The following is a 24,246-nucleotide window of genomic DNA, read 5'->3' on the forward strand; positions in this document are numbered from 1 at the left end:
CTTGATCCGGGTCTACCGGGTCCGGCCATACGACTTCGCGCACGAGGTCGAAATTCGCAAGAATCTCCCGTGCAGCGGGCTGTTGGGGAAATCCACGCCGATAATCTGGATCGCGCTCTGCCGCACAATCTGCATGGCGGGAATCAGGTCCGTATCGGCGGACACCAGGATCAGGCGATCGCAGGACTGCGTTTCGACAATCTTCGCCATATCGAGGCCAAGACGTAGATCAAGGCCCTTCTGCTCGAAGTCAGGACGAAAATCCTGATCGGACAAGCCATTGCTTGGCAACGGCAATTGTTTCGGCTTCCAGCCGCGAAATTTCAAAACGCCTGTACGGACAACAAAGTAATCGCGCGACGCCAGTTCATCGAGCCAGCCTCCGCCAGACTTGAAGATCGAGGTCTCGCCAGATACGGGCAAAGGTGTTTCACCTTGGAACGGGCGGCAATCATAATAGATCACACGTACGAGTTCTTCGGTTTTGCGCACAAGTGTGTGTGCAAAATCCTCAATAAAATCTACAGTATAGTCGACGCCATCCCGACGCGAATGCGCGCGCAGATGCCCACCGTCGATTTGGATAATAACGCGTTTCATCAAGACCCCAAGAAGAGTGTTTGCTATAGAGCATTGGCAAGGCCAGCAATCGTTAGCAGGCCTGTCACAGAAATGAAATGAATATTTACGACGCGCGACGAATGACGAATGCTGTTACCATAGACACACGCGGACTGCGCTGCCCACTCCCGTCCTCCGGGTGATGAAGCACATGCGCGAGCATCAGAATACGCACAATTTCCAGGTGCTTGCAACGGACCCAATCGCCGAATCGGAAATTCGCGCCCTTTGCGAGGCCAATGGCTGGGCGCTCGACAAAGACGAATCAGAGGCGGGGAGATCGTCATTCTGCGGATCGCGCGTGCGGGGCCGGGTGCCGGCGAGGCGAACCAGACCTAGAATCACGAAAGGCTCCAAGGGCTTGCGATAGCGCCCTTCGACCGTGAACACTGGCTGAAGCAGCAGCGCCAATGTCATGGCGGTGGCCGCGACGACGATGGGGTCAGCACGCGACCGTCGGAACTGCGCCGCAGCGCCTGCGGCAAGCGCCACTATCGCCGGCTTCACAGCCAGCGTAGCGCCATGGTTAGGCGATCCTCCAGCCGGTCCGGGTTATTGTCCGGCCAGGAATGGCCGAACAGCAACACCGCGGCATTCTCCAGCGCCATCATCGCCTGTCGTTCCGGGGTACGCGTATCGTGGGCGATCGCCGCCCTGACGTCGAGCAGCCGCAGGGCCGGATCGAAACGAAAGGATGCGGCAAAATTCTGCCGCGAGTCCGCGGGTGTCCAGTCCGAAAATGGTGCAAAACCGGGTCGAACATCGCTGGCGAAGCGAAATCGTAATGCGCGCGATTACCCCAGGAGAAGCGGATCATGCGCGTATCGCTGACATGATAGAGCCTTGAAATCCATGGCGATCCTGTCGGCTCGAAACTGCCGAGGGTGGCTTGTGTGCGCAACCCTGCAGGCACGACCATCAGTGCGGCGAGTGCGGCTGCCAGTATCGCCGCCGGAATACGGGCAGGCAGCCGCCACCAGGCGAACGCCAGGCTGACCAGTGCTGCCGGAGCAACCGTCGACTTGATGAGAACGGCCAAGGTCCAGAGGAGGACCGCCAGCAGGAAAAGCCCCCATGCGCGCGACGCCAGGCCGCGACACTTGCCCACAGGGCCAAACCTGTCAGCGGCAGCAGCAGCGTTTCGATCATGAAGAAGCGATAAATCGCCCACAGCGACGGGTGCAGCGCGAGCACGACCAGTGCAACCAGTGTCCAGCGCTGGCGCGTTCCCGCCTCACGCAGGGCGGCAGCATAGCCCCAGGGCGTCACGGCGCACAGCAACCCTGCAGGGCGGACAAGCCGCCGCGATTTTCCGCACCTGCCAGCGCCCTGACCCCGCGGAGCCAGAGCTGATAGACTGGCGGGTCCATCGCGCTCATGAGGTCTGGGGCAAAGAAGCGCTCGGCGTTCTGCCAGTGCCGCAGCGGGTCAGAGAACAGGAAATCCAGCGGGTGCGCGAAAAGGGATAGGCGAACGCAACAGGGTGGCGCAAAGCGCCACCCCGAGCAGTAGACGATCCGTTCCGGTCCAGCCGGACGGCTGCGTCACCAGATGCGCACGCGCTGCTCCGGCGCCACATATGCCTTGTCGCCCGACTGCACGCCGAAGGCGGCGTACCAGGCGTCAAGGTTGCGCATCGGCCCCTTGGCGCGCACAGAACCCGGCGAGTGCGGGTCGACGGTCAGTTGCTGCTTGAGCGCCGGATCACGGATCAGCGACCGCCAGACCTGCGCCCAGCCGAGGAAGAAGCGCTGGTCGCCGTTCGCCGTCGATGACCGGGGCAGGCTTGCCGCCCAGCGAGGCCTTGTATGCGGTGTAGGCGTTCTCCATGCCGCCCAGGTCGCCGATATTCTCGCCCAGCGTCAGGTCGCCGTTCACATGCAGGCCCGGCAGCGGCTCGAAGGACGAGTATTGCGCGGACAGAGCATCGGTGCGCTTCTTGAATTCGGTACGGTCCTGGTCGGTCCACCAGTTGGCAAGACGCCCAGTCTCGTCGTACTTCGAGCCTTGATCGTCGAAGCCATGGCCGATTTCGTGCCCGATCACCGCGCCGATGCCGCCGTAGTTCACCGCCGGGTCTGCGTTCGGATCGAAGAACGGCGGCTGCAGGATCGCGGCCGGGAACACGATCTCGTTCATCGGCGGGTTATAGTAGGCGTTGACCGTCTGCGGTGTCATGAACCACTCGTCGCGGTCGACCGGCTTGCCGAGCTTGTTGAGGTAATAGGCGACTTCGAACGCATTGGCGCGCTTCCAGTTGCCATAAGCGTCGCCAGGGGCGATCTCCAGGCCGGAATAATCGCGCCATTTGACCGGATAGCCGATCTTCGGCCGGAAGGTCGAGAGCTTCAGCAGGGCGCGCTTCTTGGTCTCCGGGCCCATCCAGGTCAGTTCGGCGATACGCGTGCGGTAAGCCTCGATCACATTGGCCACCAGTTGGTCCATCTGCGCCTTGGCTTCCGGCGGGAAGTGGCGCTGGACGTAGACCGCGCCGATCGCCTCGCCCAGGGCACCTTCCGTCAATTGGACGCCACGCTTCCAGCGGTCGCGCAGTTGCGGCGCGCCGGTCAGTTCCTTGCCGTAGAAATCGAAATTCGCCTGCACTGTCTCCTTCGGCAGCACGGGTGCTGCTGCGCGTACCAGTTGGAAGCGCAGCCAATCCTGCCAGGTCGCGACCGGGGTCTCGGCGAAGATCTTCGCCATCCCGGTGATGGCGCTGGGCTGCGCGACGATCAACTGCGGCTGCTTCTCGATCCCGGCATTGGTGAAATAGCGCACCCAGTCAACTCCCGGCGCGCGGGTCGCGAACTCCGCTGTCGGCCAGGGGTTGTAGGTCTTGTCAGCGTCACGGCTCTCGACCCGGCTCCAGTGGACACGGGCAATCTTGTCCTCGAGCGCGAAGATCGCCTGGCTGCGTTCCTGCGGCTTGTCGAACCCGGCCTGGGTCAGGACGGTCGCAATGTAGGCTTTGTATTTCGCGCGCGTCCTTGAACTTGTCTTCGAGATAATAATCCCGGTCCGGCAGGCCGATACCGCCCTGGCCCAGATAGACGGCATACTGGTCCGGCTTCTTTTCGTCCTGGTTGATGAAGAACCCGAACGGCGTCGGCAACCCCTGGCGCTCCCAGCGGCCCAGCAGGGCGACGAGATCGGCCTGGGTTTTCACTGCATCGACTTCGGCGAAGTCAGCCGCCAGCGGCGTCATGCCGAGCTGCTCGATGCGCGCTTCATCCATGAAGGCGGCATAAAGGTGCCGACCTTGCGGGCATCCCCGGTCTGCGCATCCGGCTTGGCCGCCAGTTCCTCGATGATCGCGCGGACGTTCTTTTCGGACTTCTCCCGCAGGGCGACGAAGGCCCCATAGCTTGCGCGATCGTCGGGGATTTTGGTGTTCTTCATCCAGACGCCGTTGGCGTAGAGGTTGAAGTCGTCGCCCGGCTTCACGCTCAGGTCGCGACCGCTGAGGTCGACGCCGAAGCTGCCCAGCTCCGGCTTGCCCGCCGTCTGCGCCAGCGCCGGCAGGCTGAGCGCGCCGAGCGCGACGCCGGCAAGCGCGATTTTCAGGAACGTCCGCATGTCTAGTCTCCCTTTATCCTGCCGGTTCTGCCCGGCGCTGTTATCGTCGTTCAAACGCTATAGCGCTCCTCGGCCCATGGCTCGCCAACCATGTGATAGCCGCGCACTTCCCAGAACCCCGGCTTGTCGGCGGCCATGAACTCGATCCGTTTCAGCCATTTGGCCGACTTCCAGAAATAATATTTCGGGATGACCACCCGCACCGGCCCGCCATGCTCGCGGGTGAGCGGCGCGCCGTCGTGGCTGTGGGCGAGCAGGCAGTCGGCATCTGCAAACAGCGCCAGTGCCACATTCGTCGTGTAGCCGTCGTAGCCATGGAACATGACGTGCGTTGCCTCCGGCTTTGGCCGGACCGCCGCCAGCACGTCGCGCACTGCAACACCCTGCCAGCGGTTGTCGTAGCGCGACCAGGCGGTGACGCAGTGGATGTCGGACACATCTTCGAACGGCGGCAGGGCTGAAAATTCCGCCCAGTCCCAGGTCACCGGGTTCTCGACCAGCCCGTCGATCGTCAGCCGCCATTCCTCGCGCGCGACATGCGGCTGCATGCCAAGATCAAGCACCGGCCAGTTGGTCACCAGACGCTGGCCTGGCGGCAGGCGCTCTTCCTCCGGGCGGGAAGTGCGGCCGGTGAGCAGGCGGCCATCGCGCGCCCAGGCCTCCTTGGCGGCGATCAGCTTGTCCTGATTCCTTCGCTGCTCACGGCTGCCCCGCTTGACCACGTCGCCACCCTTCATGACGAAATCCACACGTTTCAGAACACGCACATCGGCAAGCGGGTCTCCGGATACGGCGATCAGATCGGCGTAGGCACCCGGCGACACTTCGCCCACCTGCCCTTTCAAGCCCAGCAGGTCTGCGGCGTTGAGAGTGGCCGCGGCAAGTGCGCTCTGCGGCGTCATGCCATGTTCGACCATCAGCTCGAATTCGTCAGCGTTGCGGCCATGCTTCGAGACCCCGGCATCGGTGCCGTAGGCAATCTTAACGCCGGCCGGCACGGCTTTTCCAGGCTTTTGCCGGTGATGCCGATGCGCCACTCGATCTTGGCGCGCACGTCCGGGGCGTAGGCATTGGGGTTGGCGGCCAGCCGCTCCTTGTAGCCGTTCACGGTCGAGAGCGTCGGCACGTAATAGGCGCCGGACTTCGCGAACAGCTTCAGCCCATCGTCGTCCAGCAGGGTGCCATGCTCGATCGAGTCCGCGCCGACCTTCAGCGCCAGCATGATGCCGTCCGCCCCATGGGCATGAACCGCAACCTTCTTGCCGTAAAGATGCGCAGTCTCGACGATGGCGCGCGCCTCGTCCTCGAACATCTGCTGCCCCAAACCGGCGCCGATGCGGCTGTTGACGCCGCCGGTCGTCGCCATCTTGATGACGTCGACGCCACGCGCGATCTGGCTGCGCACCGCCTTGCGGCAGGCGTCTGCGCCGTCGCAGACATTGCCGTGCGCACCGAGCGCTTCATGCAGGTCGTCGCGAAAACCCAGCGTGTTGTCCATGTGTCCGGCCGTGGTCGAGATCGGCACGCCGGCGTCGACGATGCGCGGGCCGACCGCCCAGCCGCGCGCGATGGCGTCGCGCAGGCCCAATGTCACACCGTCGCCGTCGCCGAGGTTGCGCACTGTGGTGAAGCCGGCGTTCAAGGTCTTGCGCGCGTTCCACGCCGCCTCGTGCGCGGTCAAGGCCGGGTTATCGGTGACTTCGGCGAGCTGCCCCTCCACCCCGGCCCGGTCGGACGACAAGTGGACATGGCAATCGATCAGGCCGGGCAGGACGGTCCGGGTCTTGAGGTCGATGACGGTCGCGCCTGCGGGCGGCGCTGTAAAACCACGCGCCACCGCGGTGATCTTGCCATCGGTGATGGTGATCGTCGCTTGCGATAGCGGCGGCTTGTCGGCGCGGGCGATGAGGGTGCCCGCGTAAACCAGCGTTACGGACTGAGCGAAGACCGGGGCGGACAGCAGCCCCAGCATGGCGGCAAGTGCGATCTTTTCATGGCCGCACGCTAGACTCGCGCAACAATGTTGTCGAGTCTTGCCGCTCAGGCCGGCATGAGCTTGTTGTTCACCCGCTCCACCCGCACGGCGAGCGGCTTTGCCAGCAACTCGGCGATGCCCAGGCCTTCGACAAGCGGCTGCACCGCTGCTTGCTGCGCGCGCGTGAAGCTTTGCCAGCAGTCGGCAACGCGCTGCCACATCCACTGGGTGTAGGGAAGATCATGCGTGTGCCGGTCGCCTGCCCGATCGTGAACGGCTGCTGGCCGATGGCGCGCGGCAGTTCCTCGCCCGGGTGCGCGGCGATCCAGGCGGCGTTGGCGTCAAGCGTGCCGGCGACGACGCCCGCATAGTCGCGCCAGAGCAGCGCCAGCATGGCGACAACGCCTTCCGGCACGATATCGTCCGCAGCCAGGTCGCCAAACGTCGCCGGCGGAAAGTTCATGCGCTCGACCCAGTCGGCGACGCGCGGCGCGACCGTGTACATGTGCTCGCCCGAGCGCGGATCGCGATACAGGTGGCCATAGAGCGGGCCCATCAGCGCATGGTCTGCAAGCGTCGGCCGCCCGCCGAGAACATAGCGATGCTGCAAGAGATGGTCCGCGAAGAGGCGCAGGAAGTCCTCGTACAGGGCATCGATGGCGGGTGTCGTCTCCGGGTGACCCCGAGCAGTGGCAGCGCGCCAGCGAACGGCTGGCACAGCTTCTCGCCGATTTCATGCTGCTGCGCGACGCTGAGTTCAGGCCCGCTGAACATGCCGAACTGCTTGACCGCCCAGTCGCGGTTGCGGGTCCAGCGGAACAGCATGGCGGGCAGCAGCAGCCACTCGTCGGCGACGCATTCCATCAGCAGGGCCGCCAGGCGCTGGCCGGGCGATTCCGGGTAGGCAGGGTTCAGCGGCGAAAGCGGATCGAGCGCGTCGATGATTTCCGACGTATCCTGAACGAAGCGACCGTCCGGCAGTTCGACAACCGGCACGTAGCGCACGCCGGTTTTGGGAATGACGATGTCCTTGTAGACGCTGCGGGTCGCCTGGATTTCGTCAAACGGCAGCCGCTTGTTGAGCAGGAAAGCGCGCGCCTTTGCCGTGTATAACGAGACGTGGCCGCCATAAAGTTTGATCGGCTGCATGCTGTTCCTCCCATTTTTGGGAAGTGGGTCATTTTGAGAATATGCCGCTCACCCTGAGCTGGACGAAGGGTTGAGCGGCTCGTGGTTCGTCCAGGCTCACCACGAGCGGTATTCTCAAAATGACCCACTTCTTGGGAAGACTGCGCAGCTCAGCCGCCGATGTCCACACCGTTTGCGGCGATCAGCGCGCGCATGCCGTCCTTGAAGCGTTCCGGCGCGAACTGCCGCGCGTGGGTCATGGCGGCTTGCGGTTCGAAGTCGCCAGCGGTGCGCGTGAACTGCTCGATGGCGGCGATCAGACCTTCGACACTTGCGTCCTGGAAGAACTGGCCGGAGACTCCCGGCACAACCGTATCCAGCGCGCCGCCGCGCTCGTACGCAATGACCGGGCGGCCGGACGCCATCACCTCGACCGGGATGATGCCGAAATCCTCCTCACCCGGGAACACCAGCGCCTGGCAGCGGGCGTAGTGGGATTTCAGCACATCGAACGGCACCTTGCCGAGGAACGTGATGTTGGGCCTGGCGATTGCTTCCAGCGGCTTGCGCTCCGGACCATCGCCGATCACGACGAACGGCAGGCCGAGCCGGTTGAAGGCCTCGACCGCGAGGTCCGGCCGCTTGTAGCTCACCAGCTCGCCCGCCCACAGGAAGAACGGCGCACGCTCGCTGGCTGGCACCGGGCCGAAGCTGTCGACGGCGACCGGGGAAACACCACCGTCGACTCGCGCCGCCAGTATTTGCGGATGCGCTTGGCGACATGGTTCGAGTTGGCGGCGAACGCGTCGACGCGGGCCGCCGACGTCACGTCCCACTTGCGCAGCTCGTGCACCAGGTGCGGCATCACCAGCTTCGTGAAGCCGCCCGCGCGCTGGAAGTAGATGTGATACTGGTCCCAGAGATAGCGCATCGGCGAGTGGGTGTAGCAGATGTGCAGCGCATCCGGCCGGGCGATGACGCCCTTGGCCGGCCCTGCCTCGCTGGAGATCACCAGGTCGTAGGCATTGAGGTCCAGCTCCTCGAGCGCACGCGGCATGAACGGCAGGTATTTCTGGTAGAGCTTGCGCGCCATCGGCATGCGGCTGATGAACGTCGTCTCGATCCGGTGTTTCTGGATGACGGGGAGAGTTTTTCCCGGTCCAGCACATGGGTGAAGATGTCCGCCTGCGGGAACATCTCGCACAGCGCCTCCAGCACCTTCTCGCCGCCGCGCATGTGGAACAGCCAGTAGTGGATGATGGCGACGCGCAGGGTCATAGGGGTCTCCGGCAGGTTCGGCGGCGTCAAGGATGGCGCGGATGCGCGTGCGCAGCGCCTTGAGGATGCGCTTGCGCTTCAGGAAAATCGGCAGGGCGACCACGCCGAGCACGATGGCGTTCGCCGCAAGCGCTGCCAGATCGTGCGTGCGCCCGTGCAGCCCGAACTGCGCCACCAGCGCCTGCCCGGCCCAGGCGGCGGAGCCAGCGATCAGAGCACCGCTTAGAACGGCCGCAATCGTGACACCTAGCGCAGGCCAGACCGGAAACACGAAGGCGCGCCGCGCGACCCAGACGCCGCCGATCGCCAGGATGAACATGTCGGCCAGGCCCAGCACGACGCCGGCGCCATAGCCCTGGAACGGGATGATCAACGCGATGCAGCCGACCAGCGTCACCAGCCCGTGGACGCCGCGCAGCGCAAAGATGGAGGCGTTCTTGTGCGCATAGGTCAGCCAGCTGACATAGACGTGGGTGATACCGACGGCGACACCGCTGACCGCCATCATCAGGAACAGCCTGATATCGAAAATGTTGCCGCCCTTGCTCAGCAGGTTCAGGAATTCATCCCCGCGACGGTCAACGCGCCGAGTGCTGCCCCAGCCCGAAGCCGAGGACGATGCCGGACGACAGGATGATGGCGTTCTGCTGGCGGGTATCACCGGCTGCCGTGGTCCGGCCGAGCTCGATGCCGTAATTGAGGGCGAACTGCATGCCGAACTCGCGCAGGGTCGTCACAAGGTTGCGGTTGAGAAGGAACGCCAGCACCACTGCGCCATCCTTCACCATGGCGTTGATGAGCAGCGTCGGCCCCTGCAGCGCGAACAGACGCGCCAGATCGCCGATCCACAGGTAGAAGCATTCACGCGGCGCGGCATGAAAGCTGGCCTTCGCCTTGCCGAACCCCAGCCACAGATGCGGCTGGGTTTTGCGGACATCCCAGAGCGGCAGGCCGATCCCGAGCACGATCAGGCAGGCGAAGAACACGCTCCAGCCGATCAGGATGTCCCGCCAGATCACGATCGCCAGGATGGTGATGATAAAGCGCGGCCACCACAGGATGGTGTTGAAGTTGATGAAGCGCGGGTACTGGTCGTTGGCGCGATAGATTTCAAGGATGCCGGCGCGCACGAAGGTCACCACGCCGAACATCAGGGTCAGGAACATCAGGTGTGGCTGGTCGGCGAGCGGCACGACCTCGAAGTGAAACAGCCGGTGGATGCCGAACACATAGCTCGCCAGCGCGCTGACCAGGGTGAGGACGACCGCGATCGAGCCGTACAGCAGCACCACCGCCTTGAAATAGCTTTGCTGCGCCTGCAGTTCGCCCTTCACCCACATGTCGCGCAGGTGGTTGCCGAACACCTGCCGCATGCCGAAATCGAATACCGCCAGAAAGGTGTTGATCGAGATGAGCACCGCCCAGTCCTGGAAGGCGACGTCCGTCATCAGATAGGCGAACACGGGCACGAAGATGATGCGCTCGGACACCCGGGCAATCATCTCGAGAATCTTGGCAAACATGCCCTGATTGATGCGCTTGAGCCCGTCCACGCCCGCCTCTGTACCTTGCCGGGCGATCATGCCGCAGGCGCGCACGCCTTATTCGATTTGCGCTGGAGAGGCCAGCGACAAGTCTCGGTTAACAGCGGTTTTAAGGCTGCCAAAACCCTATCGCGGCGAGCGTTTGCCGAGGATGCGCTGCAGCGTGCGCCGGTGCATCTTGAGCTGGCGCGCGGTTTCCGAAACATTGCGGCCGCACTGCTCGTAGATGCGCTGGATGTGCTCCCAGCGCACGCGGTCGGCGGACATCGGCTCGTCCGGCACCTCGGGTATCGACTCACCGTCCTCCAGCAGCGCGCGGACGATCGCCTCCGGATCGGCGGGCTTGGCGAGGTAGTCGATTGCGCCCGTCTTGATGGAGGCGACGGCAGTCGCGAGGTTGCCATAGCCAGTCAGAATGATTGCCCGCACGTCCGGCACAAGCTGTCGCAGCTCGGCGACGAACTCGAGGCCGTTTCCGTCCTCGAGCCGCATGTCGAGCACGGCATAGCCGGGCCGGAAGTCGGCGAGCAGGCTGCGGGCCTCCATCAGCGAGGCGGCGGCCCGTACCCTGAAGCCGCGGCGTTCCAGAGTCAGCGCCAGCCGCTGCCGGAAGGCGTTGTCATCATCGAGCAGCAGCAGATCCTTGTGCGACTCAGCAGAGGCCTGTTCCACCACGAACGCTTTGGTTTCCGTCATCTGGGTCATTCGCCAGTCCTTCGTATTAAGCACGCACCTGTGTTTTACGCGGCGACGAACCGCCGCTTTTGCCGACGTCGACCTGCGAGCGCCGCCAGCTCACCTCGACGCAGGCGCCGCCCTGGTCCCGGTTCGAGAAGCGCAGGCGCGCCCCGGTCCGCTCCAGCAGCGTCACGGCGATGAAAATCCCCAACCCCGTGCCGCCGGCCTCCGAAAGGTGCGGCCCGAGGTCCGGCTCACCGAGCCGGGGCAGCAGGTCCGCGCTGAAACCGGCACCATCGTCGCTGATGCTCAGCCATACGCTGTCGCGACTCTCGCGGATGTCGATCTCAACCGCTGCGGTGCTATGTCGCACGGCATTGGCGACGAAATTGCTGAGGCCGTGCAGCAGTTCAGGCCGACGTTCGGTCCAGACCGGCTGCACCCCTTGCGGGCCTGCCCGACTGAGGCGGACGACGGCACCCCGCGCTTCGAACGGGCGTATGACCTCCCGCAGGATGGTTTCCAGCGGCAGATGCTGAAACACCTCGTCAGCTTCCGCGCGTTGGGCGATGGTCACCAGGATGTTGCGGCAGCGCGTCGCCTCCTCGTTCAGCAGGCTCAGGTCCGCGCCGAAATCCGGGTCGTTGCCCAGTTGGTCCCGCAGGTCCTTGGCGATGAGTGTGATGGTGCCCAGCGGGCCGCCCAGCTCGTGCGCTGCTGCCGCCGCCAGCGAGCCGAGCGCCGCCAGCTTCTGCTCCCGTGCCAGCGCGGTCTGGGTCGCAACCAGCGCCTTCTGCCGCCGACGCGCCTGCGCCGTTACCAGCCAGGCGTAGGCCGCAAGGAAGAGCATCGCCAGGACGAGCGCGATCCAGACGCCGAAGCGATAAATCTCCGGCAGCGGCTGCGCGCCGTTCCAGGGCAGCGGCAGGGACCAACGCCACAGCACAACCAAGCTGCACGCGGCCAGCACCGAAAGCCCGATGGTCGAGCGCAGCGACAGCAGGGTCGCCGAGATGGTGACCGGCACGAGAATAAGCACCGAAAACGGGTTGGCGACCCCGCCGGTCAAGAACAGCAAGGCCGAAAGCTGGCTCAGGTCGAAGGCGAACTGCAGCGCCGCCTGTGGCCCGGTCATGTGCGCGCTGCTGCGATAGCCGAAGGTCAGCGCCAGGTTCATCAGCACCGAGGCCAGGAGCGCAAGGCCGACCGGTAGCCAGGGAATGCGGTCGTCGAAGTAGGCGGCGACGACCCCGAGCGTCAGCGACTGGCCGGCGACAGCAATCCAGCGCAGGGCTGTGATCGTGCGGACATGAACCCCTGGCAGACCGAGTTCGACCGGGCTGACCTCGCTGAAGATGGAGGGCATCAGGGCTGCGGCGGCTGGATCGATGCGCCGACCTTGGCGTCCACGGCATCCTTGACGACCGGCGTCTCGAGCAGCCGCAGAATCTGCGCTGAGCGACGGTCCTGCCTGGCATAGTCGAGCGCCGAATAGCCGCTGGCATTATCCTGCAGTTTAGGGTTGGCACCAAGCGACAGCAACAGCCGGACCATGGTTGCACTGCGCGCGCGCACGGCCTTGATGAGCGCGGTTTCGCCGGCGCGGTTCTGCGCATCGACCTTCGCGCCGTTCCCGACCAGCACGCGCACGCCGTCGGTGAAATCACCAATGGCGCAGTAGATCAGCGGCGTGTTGCCGTCCCTGTCCTCGACATTAGCGTCCGCACCGTAGCGCAGCAGCAAGGCAAGCCAGCCCAGATCCTCGCGTTTCGCCACGATGTGCAGCGCCGCCTCGCCGGTATCCGGGTCCAGCCGGTCTGCCAGCCTGCCGCCGCCTGTGGCAGAAGCTGCACCGCCGTCGGTGCATCGGACTTGCGCACGGCTTCAATGAGTTCATATCGGGCAGACTGCGCCAGCGCAGGCGCCGCCTGCAGCAGGCTCAGCAGTACAACCAGACGCGCAAAGGGACTCTTCATGGGCACAAGCACTCGGATAGCAGATGATGCCGGTAGATATAGGCGCTCCGACGCCATTGGGAACAGCCTGACGCGGCGTTCGCTGATTGCGCTTGGGCTGGGCGTGCTGGCCGCCTGCAGCAATCGCGACGATGCGGGTAGCGGCAAGGCGCTGGTCGGTGGTCCGTTCGCGTTGACGGATCAGGACGGGCGCCGCGCACGGAGCAAAGCTGGCCCGGCAAGTATCTGCTGATTTACTTCGGCTATACCTTCTGCCCGGATGTCTGCCCGATCGACCTGCAACGCACGGCGGCGGCGCTTAAAATCCTGGAAGAGCAGGCGCCGGCGACACTGGACAAGATCCAGCCGATCTTCGTCACCATCGACCCGGAGCGGGACACGCCCGACGTCATGAAAGCATATGTCACGGCGTTCGGGCCGCGCTTCGTCGGTCTGACCGGCACCGTCGCGCAGATCGACGCGGCGAAGAAGGCCTATCGTGTGTTCAGTCAGAAGCGCCAGGATGCCGGGTCGTCCGACTATCTGATGGACCATTCATCGGTCACCTATCTGATGGCACCGAACGGCGACTATGTGACCGTCTTCGGCTCCGAGACCAAGGCGCAGGTCATGGCGGACACCCTGAAAGCCAAGGTGGAATGACGCAAGCCCCATTCTGGCGGCACAAGTCGCTCGACCAGATGTCAAAAGCGAGTGGGAGTCGCTGTGCGACGGCTGCGGCAAATGCTGCGTCCACAAGCTCGAGGACGAGGTCACCGGCGAGGTGTTTCCCACCAATGTCTGCTGCCGCCTGCTCAACCGCCGCACTGCCCGCTGCGCCGACTATGCCAACCGCAAGACCCTGGTGCCGGATTGCATCGTGCTGACGCCCAAGCTTGCGCGCAGCATGGACTGGCTGCCCGAGACCTGTGCCTACCGCCGCGTGGCGCAGGGGCAGGAGCTGCCCGCGTGGCATCCGCTGGTGACCGGAGACCCGGACAGCCCGCGCAAGGCCGGTGCGACCGTCGCCGGGCGCGTGCTCTCGGAGTCCGATGTTGGCGACCTGGAGGATTTCATCCTCGATCAGCCCCTTTGACCCAAAACTGTGACCCAGACGCTGACCATAGAATGCGCAGCAGGCGCGGTGCCGGTAAGGGTGCTGCGGCGCGCCAACGCCCGGCGGCTGCGCTTGGTCGCTGACCCGGTGCGGCGGGAATTCCGCCTCACCCTGCCGCCGCGCGCGACGCTTGGGACGGCCCGTGCGTTTCTGGACGACCATCACGGCTGGATCGCGGAGCGCGCGCAGCCTTCCCGAGCCGATGCGCTTCGCGCCCGGCTGCGTGATCCCCTTCCAGGGTGAGCCTCATGCCATTCTGCCCGGCGATCCCCGGCGGCGGGGTGTCATGCGCGGCTCAGCGACCCTGACCGTGCACGGCCCGCCGGTTGCCGCGCAGGACCGGCTGGTGCGCTGGTTGCGGCTGGAGGCGCGCCGTCGCCTTGCCGCCGATGTTGCTGCCACTGCCGCAGCGTTAGGGCGAACCGATGTCCGCGTTGTGACCGGAGACACCGTCTCGCGCTGGGGCAGTTGTTCCAGCCGGGGCGTGATCCGCTTGTCCTGGCGGCTGATTCTGGCGCCGGAGTGGGTGCGCCGCTACGTGGTCGCGCATGAGGTCGCCCACCTGCGCCACATGAACCACTCTGCCGCCTTCTGGGCGCTTGCAGCGCAGCTTTATGGCGCGCCGGTCGCGGGGCCGCGCGACTGGCTGAAGCAGCAGGGTGCGCTACTGATGGGGATTGGGCGTTGACTGCAACACGCCGTCCAGCCAGGCGTCGTTGATCTGCGGCTGCGCCTCCGGGGCATGCTCACCCTGGACAGTCGCAGTTTCCGGCGGCGCGTCCGACACCACGGGGTCCTCGACCACCACATCCTCCTCCGGTGCGTAGCCATAGGCTTCTTCCTCCGGGGACAATGCCTCGAGCTGCGCATCCGCGTACAGCGGTGCGGCCGGCTGGCCTTCGGTCGCCTGCTTCATGAAGGCCGCCCAGGCCCGCGCCGGCGTGCGACCACCTGCAAGCCCAGGCACGACCCTCGCGTCGTCACGGCCCATCCAGACGCCGGCGGTCAGATCGGCCGTGAAGCCCATGAACCAGCCGTCCTTGTTCGAGGTGGTGGTTCCGGTCTTGCCGGCGACCGGGCGGCCGATCTGCGCCGCGCGGCCTGTGCCGGTCGCGACGGCGTTTTCCATCAGCCGCGTCATGCTCGCGGCGACCTCCGGCGCGACCAGCTGGCGCGGCGCACGCGCCTCGTGCCGGTACACAACGCGGCCGGACGCGGTGCTGACGCGGGTGATGGCGTAGGGCCGCACTTCGACGCCCCCGGCGGCGACGCTGGCATAGGCGGTCGTCATGTCGATCAACTTCACTTCCGACGCGCCGAGCGCCATGGCGGGCAGCCGGGAAATCTTCGTGCTGATGCCGAAGCGGCGCGCCATGTCCGCCACCGCGTTGAAGCCGACCTCGTCCGCAAGCTTCACCGCCACCGTATTGATCGACTTGGCGAAAGCGTCGCGCACGCTCACTTCCCCGATGTAGCGGCGGTTATCGTTGCGCGGCGACCAGCCGTCGATGGTGACAGGCGAGTCCTCGATGATGTCGTCGGGCGACACGCCGTTCTCAAGCGCCGCCAGATACACGAACAGCTTGAACGACGACCCGGCTGGCGCGCCGAGATCACCGCGCGGTTGTAGGTGCTGCTGACATAATCGCGCCCGCCGATCATGACGCGCACCGCGCCATCGTGGTTCAATGCCACCAGCGCACCCTGCACGCCGTCCGGCGTCTGTTCGCGGATCGCCTGCTCGGCCGCGCGCTGCATCCGCAGGTCGAGCGTGGTCTCGACATCGAGCGGCTCGACCGTCTCGTCTGTCAGGGTCTCCAGCTGCGCCAGCGCCCAGTCCGTGAAGTAGCGCACGCTGTTCTGGCCCGGCGGCTTGACGAAGCGCAGCGTCGACAACCCGGATTTCGCGGCGTCTTCCGGCGTGATCCGGCCGGTCTCGGCCATCGCCGCCAGCACGAGCTTAGCCCGCGTGCGCGCCTGTTCGCTGTCGGCGGTGGGCGCGTAACGGCTGGGGCCTTGACCAGCCCGGCGATGACAGCCGCTTCCGCAAGGCTCAGATTGCGCGCGGAATGCCCGAAGAAGCGCCTCGATGCCGCATCGACGCCATACGCCCCGCCGCCAAAGTAGACACGGTTCAGATAAAGCTCGAGGATCTGCGCCTTGCTGAACTTCCATTCCAGCGCCAGCGCCATCACCAGCTCGCGCGCCTTGCGGCCGAAGGTGCGCTCCGATGTCAGGAACACGTTCTTGGCCACCTGCTGGGTGATGGTCGAGCCGCCCTGCACGAACCGGCCTGCGGCCAGGTTCACCTGCAGCGCACGCGCGATACCCTGCGGATCGACGCCGATATGGGAGTAGAAACGCCGGTCCTCGATCGAGACCATGGCGTCCTTGATGGTTTCCGGCAGCCGGTCGCCGGCAATCCATTCGCCGTATGCCGGGCCGACGGTCGCAATCACCGTGCCGTCGACGCCGCGCACGGTCACCAATTGGCCGCGCGGCGTCTTCACCAGCGTCTGAAAGGACGGCAGCGTACTGGCGGTCAGGCCGACCGCCACCGCCAGCCCGGCCGCCCCAGAACTGCAAGGGCCCAGAACCTGAACGGTGCGTAACGCCACGGTCGCCAGCCTCGAGCGCAGATGTGGCGTCGATCTCGGGGTCTTGCGTTGTGAACTGTAAGGCTTGCGCGCCATCATTTTTCCTGAATGCGCTGACTAGGCCCGGATGTGTACGGGCGCAAGCCTACTGCGCGCCGAACCCTTGGAATCCGGTGGCGGGCGGAGGTTGGCCCCTATGGTCCGTGCATGCAGACGCTGTGGAGCCTGTTTACCGTCCTCGCCGGCCCGTTCGTGGGCAGCTTCCTGGGGTTGGCGTCGCTGCGCCTGCCGGCCGGGCGCTCCTTCATGCGTGGACGCTCCGCCTGCCAGGCCTGCGCCAAACCGCTTGGACCCCACGAACTGATCCCGCTGCTCGGCTATCTGCTGCAACGCGGCCGGTGCCGGGCCTGCGCTGCCGTGATTCCCCGGCGCTACCCACTGCTGGAAACGACCTGCCTGACGATCGGCCTGCTGTCCGCTCTTCTGGCAAGCGGACCGCTGGCGCTGGCAACTGCTGTGCTCGGCTGGTGGCTGCTGCTGATCGCCGTGATCGACGCCGAGCACATGCTGCTGCCCGACAGCCTGACGCTGCCGCTGATCGTCGCGGGTCTGGCGCTCGGTGCCTGGCGCACGCCAGGTCTGGACCACATCATCGGCGCTGCTGCAGGCTTTGCCGCATTGTCGCTGGTGGCCCTGGTCTATCGTCGCCTGCGCGGCATTGACGGGCTGGGCGACGGCGATCCGCGCCTGTTCGCCGCCAGTGGTGCCTGGCTGGGCTGGACCGCGCTGCCGACGGTCCTGCTCGGCGCGACCTGCTTGCGCTAGGCTACGTGCTGGTACGGCAGGTGCGCGGACACCGCCTGGGCGCGCAGGATGCGCTGCCGTTCGGCCCTTTCCTCGCCGCTGCCACCTGGGGGTCTGGCTGTGGGGACTGTGAATTTCCCGCTCAGCCCTTGTCGCGCATGAGCCGCGCCTTGTCGCGCTGCCACTCGCGTTCCTTGGTCGCCGCGCGTTTGTCATGCAATTGCTTGCCCTTGGCCAGCGCCAGCTCGACCTTGGCGCGGTTGCGGTCGTTGAAGAAGATGCTGAGCGGCACCAGAGTCATGCCCTTGCGGGCGATCGCGCCGTGAAATTTGGAGATCTCGCGCGCTTTCAGCAGCAGTTTGCGCGGCCGCTTCGGCTCGTGGTTGAAGCGGTTGCCGTGGCTGAATTCGGGGATGTTGGCGTTGACCAGCCAGACCTCGCCGCCGCGGACCTCGGCATAGGAATCGGCGATCGAGCCTTCTCCGGCCCGCAGCGCCTTGACCTCGGTGCCCTGGAGCACGATGCCCGCCTCGAACACGTCGTCGATGGCATACTCATAGCGCGCGCGCCGGTTTTCGGCGACGACTTTCACTTTGGTCAGGGCGGCGGAGAGCTGGGGCGGGCCATAAGGCAGCCGAGATGGGCCTTTATCGAACGGCGCGCAACCCCGCATGCGCAAGTGCTGCGTCAACCTGCGCCCTGGAGGCCGCCGACGGCGCGACCAGCGGCAGCCGCATCTCCATGGACGGCAGCAGGCCGAGCTTGAACATGGCGTATTTGGTCGGCCCCGGGCTGCAATCGCTGAACAGCGCCAGGTGCAGCGGGATCAGCATGTCGTTGAAGTCGCGTGCTGTGGCATAGTCGCCGGCCATGCATGCCGCCTGGAACTGTGCGCACAGGTCTGGCGCGACGTTGGCTGTCACCGAGATGCAACCGACGCCGCCGGTCACATTGAATGCCAGCGCGGTTTCGTCGTTGCCGGAGAGCTGCACGAAGTCCGGCCCGCATGCCGCGCGCTGCAGGCTGACGCGGACGATGCTGCCCGTCGCATCCTTGACGCCGATGATGTTCGGCAGCCTGGCCAGCGTCGCCATGGTCTCGACGCTCATGTCGACGACGCTGCGCCCGGGAATGTTATAGATCAGGATCGGCAGGGTCGTCGCCTCGGCAAGCGCGGTATAGTGCGCGATCAAGCCGGCCTGGCTCGGTTTGTTGTAGTAGGGGCAGACCACCAGCGCCGCATCCGCACCCGCACCCTCGGCATGCTGGAGCAGGCTGATCGCTTCCACGGTGGAATTGGAGCCGCAGCCGGCGATCACCGGCACGCGGCCGGCCGCGACTTCGATACACAGCTCGGTGACGCGCTGGTGCTCCTCGTGGCTGAGCGTCGCGGACTCGCCGGTGGTGCCAACCGGCACCAAGGCGCTCGAGCCGCCGGCGATCTGCCGCTCGACCAACTCGGCGAAGGTCCGTTCGTCGACCATTCCATCTCGGAATGGCGTAATCAGCGCAGGTATCGAACCCTCGACCATTGAGGCTGTCCCGTAGAAATGCGATGAATGGGAAATGAAGTTGCGCAACCCTAATCTCCGCGCCCGCGCCGTGCAAGCGGCCAGCCGGCTGGCGCTTGCCGTCTGTGCGCTGGCCGCCACACTGCCCGCCCATGCGCTGGATGCGGCGCAGACCGCCTGGTACCGCGCGCGGTTCGCGGCGATCGCCGCAGGCCGGCTCGATCAGACGCCGGCGTCATCCCCAGCGCCGAACCTGCCCGACCCGCTGGCGGAGGCGCTGGTGCGCTGGGCGGAGCTGCGCGCTGCGGACAAGCCCACGTTCGAAACACTGGCCACGTTCCTGCTCGCCAACCCCGGCTGGCCGCAGGAGCAGACCCTGCGCCGCAAGGCGGAAGCCGCGATCAGTCCCGAGACCCCGCTCGAGCTGCAACGCCAGTATTTCGCGCGGATGCCCGCCGTCTCGCCCACGGGTCGCGCCTGGCAGGCACTGGCCGAGCCGCAACCGGACAAGGCGCAGGCTGGCGCGCGCCGCCTGGGTGTCATCGGGCCTTGGCCCTGAAGACGAAGACCGGCTGCTGGCGCGCTTCAGCTTCTCGCCCGAGGCGCATGACGCACGGGCCAACGCCCTGCTCTGGGCCGGGCGGGTCAGCCGGGCGACGCGCCTGCTGAGCCTGCTTGCCCCCGACCGGCGCGCAGTGGCCGAAGCGCGGATCGCGCTCATCCAGAGCCAGACCGATGCCACCGCCAAATACGGCCGCCTGCCGGCGGAGGCGCGGGCGCAGACCGCCGTGGTTTACGATCTCGCACGCTATTTCCGGCGCGCGCAGCAGAACGCGGCGCTCGCCCGCCAGACCCTGCTGCAGGCCCGCCTGTCCGAGGCCGAAATCCTCGACGAACGCGGCTGGGCCAAAGAACTGCTGCTGCTCGCCGATCAGGCGCAGGACAGCGGCTTGCACGACGAGGCCTACCGCCTGCTCGCGGCGGACCCGTTGCATGCAAGCACGCGCAGCGTCGCCCAGATGCCGTTGGACGAACGGGTCGCCGCAACCGATATCGCCTGGCGCGCCGGCTGGATCGCCCTCAACGATCTCAAACGTCCTGCGGACGCGATGCGGGCGTTCGATGCGGTGTTCCGCATCGGCCAGCATCCGGTTACCCAGTCGCGCGCCGCCTATTGGGCCGGGCGCGCAGCAGAGGCGAGCGGCGATGCCGCGCTCGCGCAGCGCTGGTACCAGCAGGCGGCCCAGTTCCCCGGCAGCTTTACGGGCAGCTCGCCGCTGATCGCGGACGGATTCCGGTTGCGGCCGTAACAATCGCCGCCCCGCCGCCGGGCGACGCCGCGCGTCAGGCGTTTCTTGCCGAACCACTGGTGCGCGCGGCGCAGATGCTGAGCGAACTGGGACAGGAGCGGCTGGAGTCTGCCTTCATCCGTCATCTGGCGGACGGCGCGCGCACCCTCGAGCGGCGCCAACTGGTGGCAAGCCTGGCGCAGACGCTGGATGCGCCGGAAGCCGGCGTGCTGATCGCCCGCCAGCCTGGCGCGCGCAGCATCTTCACGGAACAGGCGGGCTATCCGAAGCTGGCGCTCGACACCGATCTGACGCCTGCAAGCGTGATGATCCACGCGATCACCCGGCAGGAAAGCCACTTCAATGCGCTTGCCGTCAGCAGCGCCGGCGCGCGCGGCCTGATGCAGCTGATGCCGGCGACCGCCAGGAGACCGCCGGCAAGCTTGGCCTGACCTACGATCCCACGGCACTGACCCGGGAGCCACTGTATAACCTCCGGCTGGGCAACAGCTATTTTCAGCGCATGCTCGACAACTACGATGGCAATCACGTCATGGCGGTCGCGGCCTACAACGCCGGACCGGGCCGGGTCCGCCAATGGGTGCAGCGGTTTGGCGACCCGCGCGACCCGAACGTCGACATCCTGCAGTGGATCGAGAAAATTCCGATCCCGGAGACGCGCGACTATGTGCAGCGAGTGCTGGAGAACGCTGTCGTCTACGCCTCCCGTCAAGGCTCGGGAACGGCGGCCGTGCGCCCGAGCCTGATCTGGCGGTTTCTGGATCGCGGCGACAAGGGTGCCACCAATTGAGCAAGGCCTTCGTTCAGGAATCCGACTCCCCGAAGAGGAGGACGCGCCGCCACCGCCACCATCGGGCGGCAAACATTACATCACGCCCGCCGGCTACGCGCGGCTGCGCGACGAATATCAGCAGTTGTTCAGCGTCGAGCGCCCGGCAGTCGTCGAAGTGGTCTCCTGGGCAGCCGGCAACGGCGACCGCTCCGAGAACGGCGATTATCTCTACGGCAAGAAGCGCCTGCGCGAGATCGACCGCCGGCTGCGCTTCCTCGGGCGGCGCCTGCGCGACCTGACCGTCGTCGATCCGCGCCAGCAGCCGGACAAGACGCGGACCTTCTTCGGGGCGAGCGTCACCTACGTCGATGAGGCAGACAAGGAACGCACGGTGACCATCGTCGGCGAGGACGAGGTTGACCCCGCCAACGGCCTGGTGTCCTTCGTTTCGCCGGTCGCCCGCGCGCTCATGCGCACCCGGGTCGGCGATACCGTCACGCTGCACACGCCACGCGGCCCGCAGGAGATCGAGGTTCTGGCGATCCGCTACGATTGATCCGCAGCCCGGCGCCGCGCGTATCCACGATACAAAATTTTCCGCGGAACCCGACACCCATGTCAAAGATGATCTGCCTTTATGGCGTCACCGCCCTGATTTTTCTGGCGCTGGATGCCCTGTGGCTCGGCAAGGTCGCGACCGGCTTCTACAAGGCGGAGCTTGGCGCGCTTTTGCGGCCGCGCCCGGACCTGGCAGTCGCACTGGCCTTTACCTGCTATACGTCGTTGGCATCGTGGTGTTCGCGTCCATGCCGGCGCTCGCGGCCGGATCGCCGCTGCGGGCCCTGCTTGCCGGGGCGCTGTTTGGCCTGATCGCCTACGCGACCTATGACCTCACCAACCTTTCGACCCTGCAGGGTTTCACCTGGCGGGTCGCTGCCGTCGACATGACGTGGGGCACCTTCGTCACGGCGGTCTCGGCATTCTGCGGCGTCTGGCTGATGCAGAAATTCGCCTGAGACCCGGCTTGCGCCACGACACAAGGCGCGCTTTTTCAGCAGGCTGTTAAGGCCGATGCGCTTCAGAGAGCGTTATGCCTTCTCTCCCTCCCGCCAGCGCGAGAGAGGAGAGACAGGCACAAACAAGGCTCAGTCGTCGTTGCGCGGACGCCGGCGACGCGGACCCCGACGGTCGCCGCCGCGGTCGTCACCATCATCGTTGCGCTCGGAACGCTCCGGACGGTCGCCACGCTCGGGCTTGGCCGGGCGTTCGTCCGGCAGTTCCTCGCCGGTTTCCTGGTCGACGATGCGCATGGACAGGCGGACCTTGCCGCGATCATCGATGCCGAGCACCTTGACCTTGACCATCTGGCCCTCGGTCAGCACGTCGCTGACCTTGGCCACGCGCTCGTTCTGGATTTCAGAGATGTGCACCAGCCCGTCGCGCGCGCCGAGGAAGTTCACGAACGCGCCGAAATCGACCATCGAGACGACCTTGCCCTCGTAGATGCGGCCGACTTCCGGCTCGGCGACGATGCCCTCGATCCAGCGCTTGGCCGCCTTGATCGAGTCGGCGTTGGACGAAGCGATCTTGATGGTGCCATCGTCCTCGATGTCGACCTTGGCACCGGTCTCCTCGACGATCTGGCGGATCACCTTGCCGCCGGTGCCGATGACTTCGCGGATCTTGTCCTTGTTGATCTTCATCGTCTCGATGCGCGGCGCATGCGCCGACATCACGGTGCGCGCGCCGCCAAGCGCTGCCGTCATCTTCTCGAGGATGTGCGCGCGGCCGGCGTGTGCCTGATTGAGCGCGACCCGCATGATCTCCTCGGTGATGCCCGTCACCTTGATGTCCATCTGCAGCGAGGTGATGCCCTCGGACGTGCCGGCGACCTTGAAGTCCATGTCGCCAAGGTGGTCTTCATCGCCGAGGATGTCGGAGAGGACCGCGAAGTCCTTGCCTTCCAGGATCAGACCCATGGCGATGCCCGAGCAGGCGCGCTTCAGCGGCACGCCCGCATCCATCAGCGCCAGCGCGCCGCCGCAGACCGAGGCCATGGACGACGAACCGTTCGACTCCGTGATGTCGGAGACGACGCGCACGGTGTACGGGAACTCTTCCTTGCTCGGCAGCAGCGGGTGCAGTGCGCGCCAGGCCAGCTTGCCGTGGCCGACTTCGCGCCGGCCCTGCGGACCGAAGCGACCGACTTCGCCGACCGAATAGGGCGGGAAGTTGTAGTGCAGCATGAAGTTCTCGTAGGAGGTTCCCTCCAGACCGTCGATCATCTGCTCGTCGTCGCCGGTGCCGAGCGTGGTGGTAACCAGCGCCTGGGTTTCGCCGCGCGTGAACAGTGCCGAACCGTGCGTGCGCGGCAGTACCGAGACCTGGCAGTCGATCTGACGCACGTCAGCCAGGCCGCGACCGTCGATGCGCTTGCCGTTCTTGACGATGTCGGTGCGCACGATGTCCTGCTCGATCTTCTTGAGCAGCTTGCCGACCGTCAGCTTGCCGTGCTCTTCGCCGAAAGCCTCCTGCGCCTTGGTCTTGGCGGCGTCCAGCAGGTCGCGGCGTTCAGACTTCAGCGTGGTGCCGTATGCGGCGCGCAGGTCAGCCTCGACGAGATCGCGGATGCTCTTCTCGAGAGCCGAAGTGTCCGGCTTGACCGGCAGGTTCCACGGGTCCTTGGCGGCGGCTTCCGCCAGCTTGATGATCGCCTCGATGATGGCGATGCTTGCGCGCTGGCCGTGCATCACCGCACCGAGCATCACGTCCTCACTCAGTTCCTGCGCTTCAGACTCGACCATCAGCACGGCGTCCGTCGTGCCGGCGACCACGAGATCGAGGACGGACGTCTGCATCTGCTCGCGGGTCGGGTTGAGGATATACTCGCCGTCGATGTAGCCGACGCGGGCGGCACCGATCGGGCCGAGGAACGGAATGCCGGAAATGGTGAGCGCGGCAGACGCGCCGACCATGGCAACGATGTCCGGATCGTTCTCGCCGTCGTAGGAGACGGTCTGACAGATCACCAGGACTTCATTGTAGAAGCCTTCCGGGAACAGCGGCCGGATCGGCCGGTCGATCAGGCGGGAGACCAGCGTCTCCTTCTCGGTCGGGCGACCTTCGCGCTTGAAGAAGCCGCCTGGAATGCGGCCGGCGGCAAAGAATTTTTCCTGATAGTGGACGGTGAGCGGAAAGAAGTCCTGCCCTTCCTTGACCGACTTCGCACCGACGACCGTGCAGAGCACGGCGGTCTCGCCGTAGGTGGCCAGCACTGCGCCGTCCGCCTGGCGGGCGATGCGCCCGGTCTCGAGCGTCAGCTTGCGCCCGCCCCAAGTGATTTCCTGCTTATGGATGTCAAACATGATGTGACTTTCTCT

Annotated in this window: 28 protein-coding genes and 4 pseudogenes; 12 read left to right on the forward strand and 20 right to left on the reverse strand. The window is 65.8% G+C overall.

All coding sequences use genetic code 11. The features are described from left to right. Positions 1-12: 12 nt before the first annotated feature. Positions 13-600, reverse strand: coding sequence for an NYN domain-containing protein (locus tag E6W36_RS02585; RefSeq protein ID WP_222873653.1), 588 nt, complete (start codon positions 598-600; stop codon positions 13-15). Positions 601-772: 172 nt separating this feature from the next. On the opposite strand from E6W36_RS02585, the gene E6W36_RS22850 reads away from it, so the two are divergent. Beyond that, positions 773-991 (forward strand): hypothetical protein, encoded by a 219-nt coding sequence (locus tag E6W36_RS22850; protein WP_222873654.1) that lies wholly within the window; start codon positions 773-775, stop codon positions 989-991. A gap of 548 nt (positions 992-1,539) precedes the next feature. On the opposite strand, the gene E6W36_RS02595 is transcribed toward E6W36_RS22850, so the two are convergent. The 13 genes and pseudogenes from E6W36_RS02595 to E6W36_RS02650 form a co-directional block, all read right to left on the reverse strand. Continuing rightward, positions 1,540-1,902, reverse strand: a complete 363-nt coding sequence (locus E6W36_RS02595) for a hypothetical protein (protein WP_222873655.1) — start codon at positions 1,900-1,902, stop codon at positions 1,540-1,542. A gap of 263 nt (positions 1,903-2,165) precedes the next feature. Beyond that, a pseudogene (locus E6W36_RS22855) lies at positions 2,166-3,003 on the reverse strand (M13-type metalloendopeptidase). Continuing rightward, a pseudogene (locus tag E6W36_RS22860) lies at positions 2,995-4,197 on the reverse strand (M13 family metallopeptidase); the annotation flags it as partial. The pseudogenes E6W36_RS22855 and E6W36_RS22860, both read right to left, overlap by 9 nt. A gap of 50 nt (positions 4,198-4,247) precedes the next feature. After that, a complete protein-coding gene (locus E6W36_RS02605) occupies positions 4,248-5,195 on the reverse strand; it encodes a molybdopterin-dependent oxidoreductase (RefSeq protein ID WP_342776767.1) in 948 nt (315 codons plus the stop codon). Further along, on the reverse strand, positions 5,114-6,169 hold the full coding sequence (locus tag E6W36_RS02610) for an amidohydrolase family protein (protein ID WP_246048048.1): 1,056 nt from the start codon (positions 6,167-6,169) through the stop codon (positions 5,114-5,116). The genes E6W36_RS02605 and E6W36_RS02610 overlap by 82 nt, the downstream gene beginning before the upstream one ends. A 91-nt stretch (positions 6,170-6,260) precedes the next feature. Beyond that, positions 6,261-6,782: a hypothetical protein gene (locus E6W36_RS02615; protein WP_222873656.1), complete on the reverse strand. Its 522-nt coding sequence runs from the start codon at positions 6,780-6,782 to the stop codon at positions 6,261-6,263. Beyond that, positions 6,728-7,321 (reverse strand): glutathione S-transferase N-terminal domain-containing protein, encoded by a 594-nt coding sequence (locus tag E6W36_RS02620; protein WP_222873657.1) that lies wholly within the window; start codon positions 7,319-7,321, stop codon positions 6,728-6,730. The genes E6W36_RS02615 and E6W36_RS02620 overlap by 55 nt, the downstream gene beginning before the upstream one ends. Before the next feature lie 149 nt (positions 7,322-7,470). Next, positions 7,471-8,001 (reverse strand): glycosyltransferase, encoded by a 531-nt coding sequence (locus E6W36_RS17515; RefSeq protein WP_246048050.1) that lies wholly within the window; start codon positions 7,999-8,001, stop codon positions 7,471-7,473. Beyond that, a complete protein-coding gene (locus E6W36_RS17520) occupies positions 7,950-9,239 on the reverse strand; it encodes a glycosyltransferase family protein (RefSeq protein ID WP_246048051.1) in 1,290 nt (429 codons plus the stop codon). The genes E6W36_RS17515 and E6W36_RS17520 overlap by 52 nt, the downstream gene beginning before the upstream one ends. Then, positions 9,157-10,176, reverse strand: a complete 1,020-nt coding sequence (locus tag E6W36_RS02635; RefSeq protein WP_222873659.1) for a hypothetical protein — start codon at positions 10,174-10,176, stop codon at positions 9,157-9,159. Before E6W36_RS02635 ends, E6W36_RS17520 begins: the two co-directional genes overlap by 83 nt. A 72-nt stretch (positions 10,177-10,248) precedes the next feature. Continuing rightward, positions 10,249-10,827 (reverse strand): ActR/PrrA/RegA family redox response regulator transcription factor, encoded by a 579-nt coding sequence (locus tag E6W36_RS02640; RefSeq protein WP_281277425.1) that lies wholly within the window; start codon positions 10,825-10,827, stop codon positions 10,249-10,251. Between the two features lie 16 nt (positions 10,828-10,843). Then, entirely contained in the window at positions 10,844-12,166 is a 1,323-nt protein-coding gene (locus E6W36_RS02645) for an ActS/PrrB/RegB family redox-sensitive histidine kinase (protein WP_222873660.1), read from the reverse strand. Then, complete coding sequence (locus tag E6W36_RS02650; protein ID WP_342776911.1) at positions 12,166-12,624, reverse strand: ankyrin repeat domain-containing protein; 459 nt, start codon at positions 12,622-12,624, stop codon at positions 12,166-12,168. The genes E6W36_RS02645 and E6W36_RS02650 overlap by 1 nt, the downstream gene beginning before the upstream one ends. A gap of 356 nt (positions 12,625-12,980) precedes the next feature. Here E6W36_RS02650 and E6W36_RS02655 point away from each other — a divergent pair. The 4 genes and pseudogenes from E6W36_RS02655 to E6W36_RS02670 form a co-directional block, all read left to right on the forward strand. Next, positions 12,981-13,418: pseudogene (locus E6W36_RS02655) on the forward strand (SCO family protein); the annotation flags it as partial. A gap of 61 nt (positions 13,419-13,479) precedes the next feature. Then, positions 13,480-13,851, forward strand: coding sequence for a YcgN family cysteine cluster protein (locus tag E6W36_RS02660; protein ID WP_342776912.1), 372 nt, complete (start codon positions 13,480-13,482; stop codon positions 13,849-13,851). 9 nt (positions 13,852-13,860) lie between these two features. Beyond that, positions 13,861-14,115 (forward strand): hypothetical protein, encoded by a 255-nt coding sequence (locus E6W36_RS02665; protein ID WP_222873662.1) that lies wholly within the window; start codon positions 13,861-13,863, stop codon positions 14,113-14,115. After that, the gene (locus E6W36_RS02670; protein ID WP_222873663.1) at positions 14,075-14,560 is read left to right on the forward strand and encodes a M48 family metallopeptidase; all 486 of its coding nucleotides are present in this window, start codon (positions 14,075-14,077) and stop codon (positions 14,558-14,560) included. The genes E6W36_RS02665 and E6W36_RS02670 overlap by 41 nt, the downstream gene beginning before the upstream one ends. On the opposite strand, the gene E6W36_RS21565 is transcribed toward E6W36_RS02670, so the two are convergent. From E6W36_RS21565 to E6W36_RS21575, 3 genes are read right to left on the reverse strand one after another with little or no spacing between them, the layout of a single operon-like run. After that, a complete protein-coding gene (locus tag E6W36_RS21565; protein ID WP_342776768.1) occupies positions 14,537-15,421 on the reverse strand; it encodes a transglycosylase domain-containing protein in 885 nt (294 codons plus the stop codon). The two genes, E6W36_RS02670 and E6W36_RS21565, sit on opposite strands and share 24 nt — an antisense overlap. Next, a complete protein-coding gene (locus E6W36_RS21570; RefSeq protein WP_342776769.1) occupies positions 15,331-15,726 on the reverse strand; it encodes a hypothetical protein in 396 nt (131 codons plus the stop codon). The genes E6W36_RS21565 and E6W36_RS21570 overlap by 91 nt, the downstream gene beginning before the upstream one ends. After that, positions 15,681-16,490 carry a transglycosylase domain-containing protein gene (locus tag E6W36_RS21575; protein WP_342776770.1) on the reverse strand — a complete coding sequence of 270 codons (810 nt, stop codon included), beginning with the start codon at positions 16,488-16,490 and terminating at the stop codon, positions 15,681-15,683. Before E6W36_RS21575 ends, E6W36_RS21570 begins: the two co-directional genes overlap by 46 nt. Before the next feature lie 186 nt (positions 16,491-16,676). On the opposite strand from E6W36_RS21575, the gene E6W36_RS02680 reads away from it, so the two are divergent. Next, a complete protein-coding gene (locus E6W36_RS02680) occupies positions 16,677-17,294 on the forward strand; it encodes a prepilin peptidase (protein ID WP_222873664.1) in 618 nt (205 codons plus the stop codon). Between the two features lie 121 nt (positions 17,295-17,415). Here E6W36_RS02680 and smpB read toward each other — a convergent pair whose 3' ends face one another. Together smpB and dapA are read right to left on the reverse strand one after the other, a co-directional pair. Beyond that, complete coding sequence (gene smpB, locus E6W36_RS02685) at positions 17,416-17,865, reverse strand: SsrA-binding protein SmpB (RefSeq protein ID WP_246048053.1); 450 nt, start codon at positions 17,863-17,865, stop codon at positions 17,416-17,418. Between the two features lie 55 nt (positions 17,866-17,920). Continuing rightward, the gene (dapA, locus tag E6W36_RS02690) at positions 17,921-18,805 is read right to left on the reverse strand and encodes a 4-hydroxy-tetrahydrodipicolinate synthase (RefSeq protein WP_222873666.1); all 885 of its coding nucleotides are present in this window, start codon (positions 18,803-18,805) and stop codon (positions 17,921-17,923) included. A 70-nt stretch (positions 18,806-18,875) separates the two neighbouring features. Between dapA and E6W36_RS02695 the strand changes: the two genes are divergently transcribed. From E6W36_RS02695 to E6W36_RS17525, 6 genes and pseudogenes are all read left to right on the forward strand, one after another. Further along, the gene (locus E6W36_RS02695; RefSeq protein ID WP_222873667.1) at positions 18,876-19,343 is read left to right on the forward strand and encodes a hypothetical protein; all 468 of its coding nucleotides are present in this window, start codon (positions 18,876-18,878) and stop codon (positions 19,341-19,343) included. Then, entirely contained in the window at positions 19,321-20,094 is a 774-nt protein-coding gene (locus E6W36_RS02700) for a hypothetical protein (protein WP_222873668.1), read from the forward strand. The genes E6W36_RS02695 and E6W36_RS02700 overlap by 23 nt, the downstream gene beginning before the upstream one ends. Positions 20,095-20,153: 59 nt before the next feature. Continuing rightward, positions 20,154-20,525 carry a lytic transglycosylase domain-containing protein gene (locus E6W36_RS20190; RefSeq protein WP_222873669.1) on the forward strand — a complete coding sequence of 124 codons (372 nt, stop codon included), beginning with the start codon at positions 20,154-20,156 and terminating at the stop codon, positions 20,523-20,525. 32 nt (positions 20,526-20,557) lie between these two features. Beyond that, complete coding sequence (locus E6W36_RS02710) at positions 20,558-20,884, forward strand: transglycosylase SLT domain-containing protein (protein WP_281277590.1); 327 nt, start codon at positions 20,558-20,560, stop codon at positions 20,882-20,884. Positions 20,885-20,903: 19 nt separating this feature from the next. Next, positions 20,904-21,422, forward strand: a complete 519-nt coding sequence (gene greB / locus E6W36_RS02715; RefSeq protein WP_222874382.1) for a transcription elongation factor GreB — start codon at positions 20,904-20,906, stop codon at positions 21,420-21,422. Positions 21,423-21,490: 68 nt separating this feature from the next. Continuing rightward, positions 21,491-21,882 (forward strand): annotated as a pseudogene (locus E6W36_RS17525) (DUF2177 family protein). A gap of 129 nt (positions 21,883-22,011) precedes the next feature. Here the strand turns inward: E6W36_RS17525 and pnp are convergent. Further along, the gene (pnp, locus tag E6W36_RS02730; protein ID WP_222873672.1) at positions 22,012-24,231 is read right to left on the reverse strand and encodes a polyribonucleotide nucleotidyltransferase; all 2,220 of its coding nucleotides are present in this window, start codon (positions 24,229-24,231) and stop codon (positions 22,012-22,014) included. Positions 24,232-24,246 lie beyond the last annotated feature (15 nt).

This window comes from Hankyongella ginsenosidimutans (assembly GCF_005144965.1).
GTDB classification, from domain to species: Bacteria; Pseudomonadota; Alphaproteobacteria; order Sphingomonadales; family Sphingomonadaceae; genus Hankyongella; species Hankyongella ginsenosidimutans.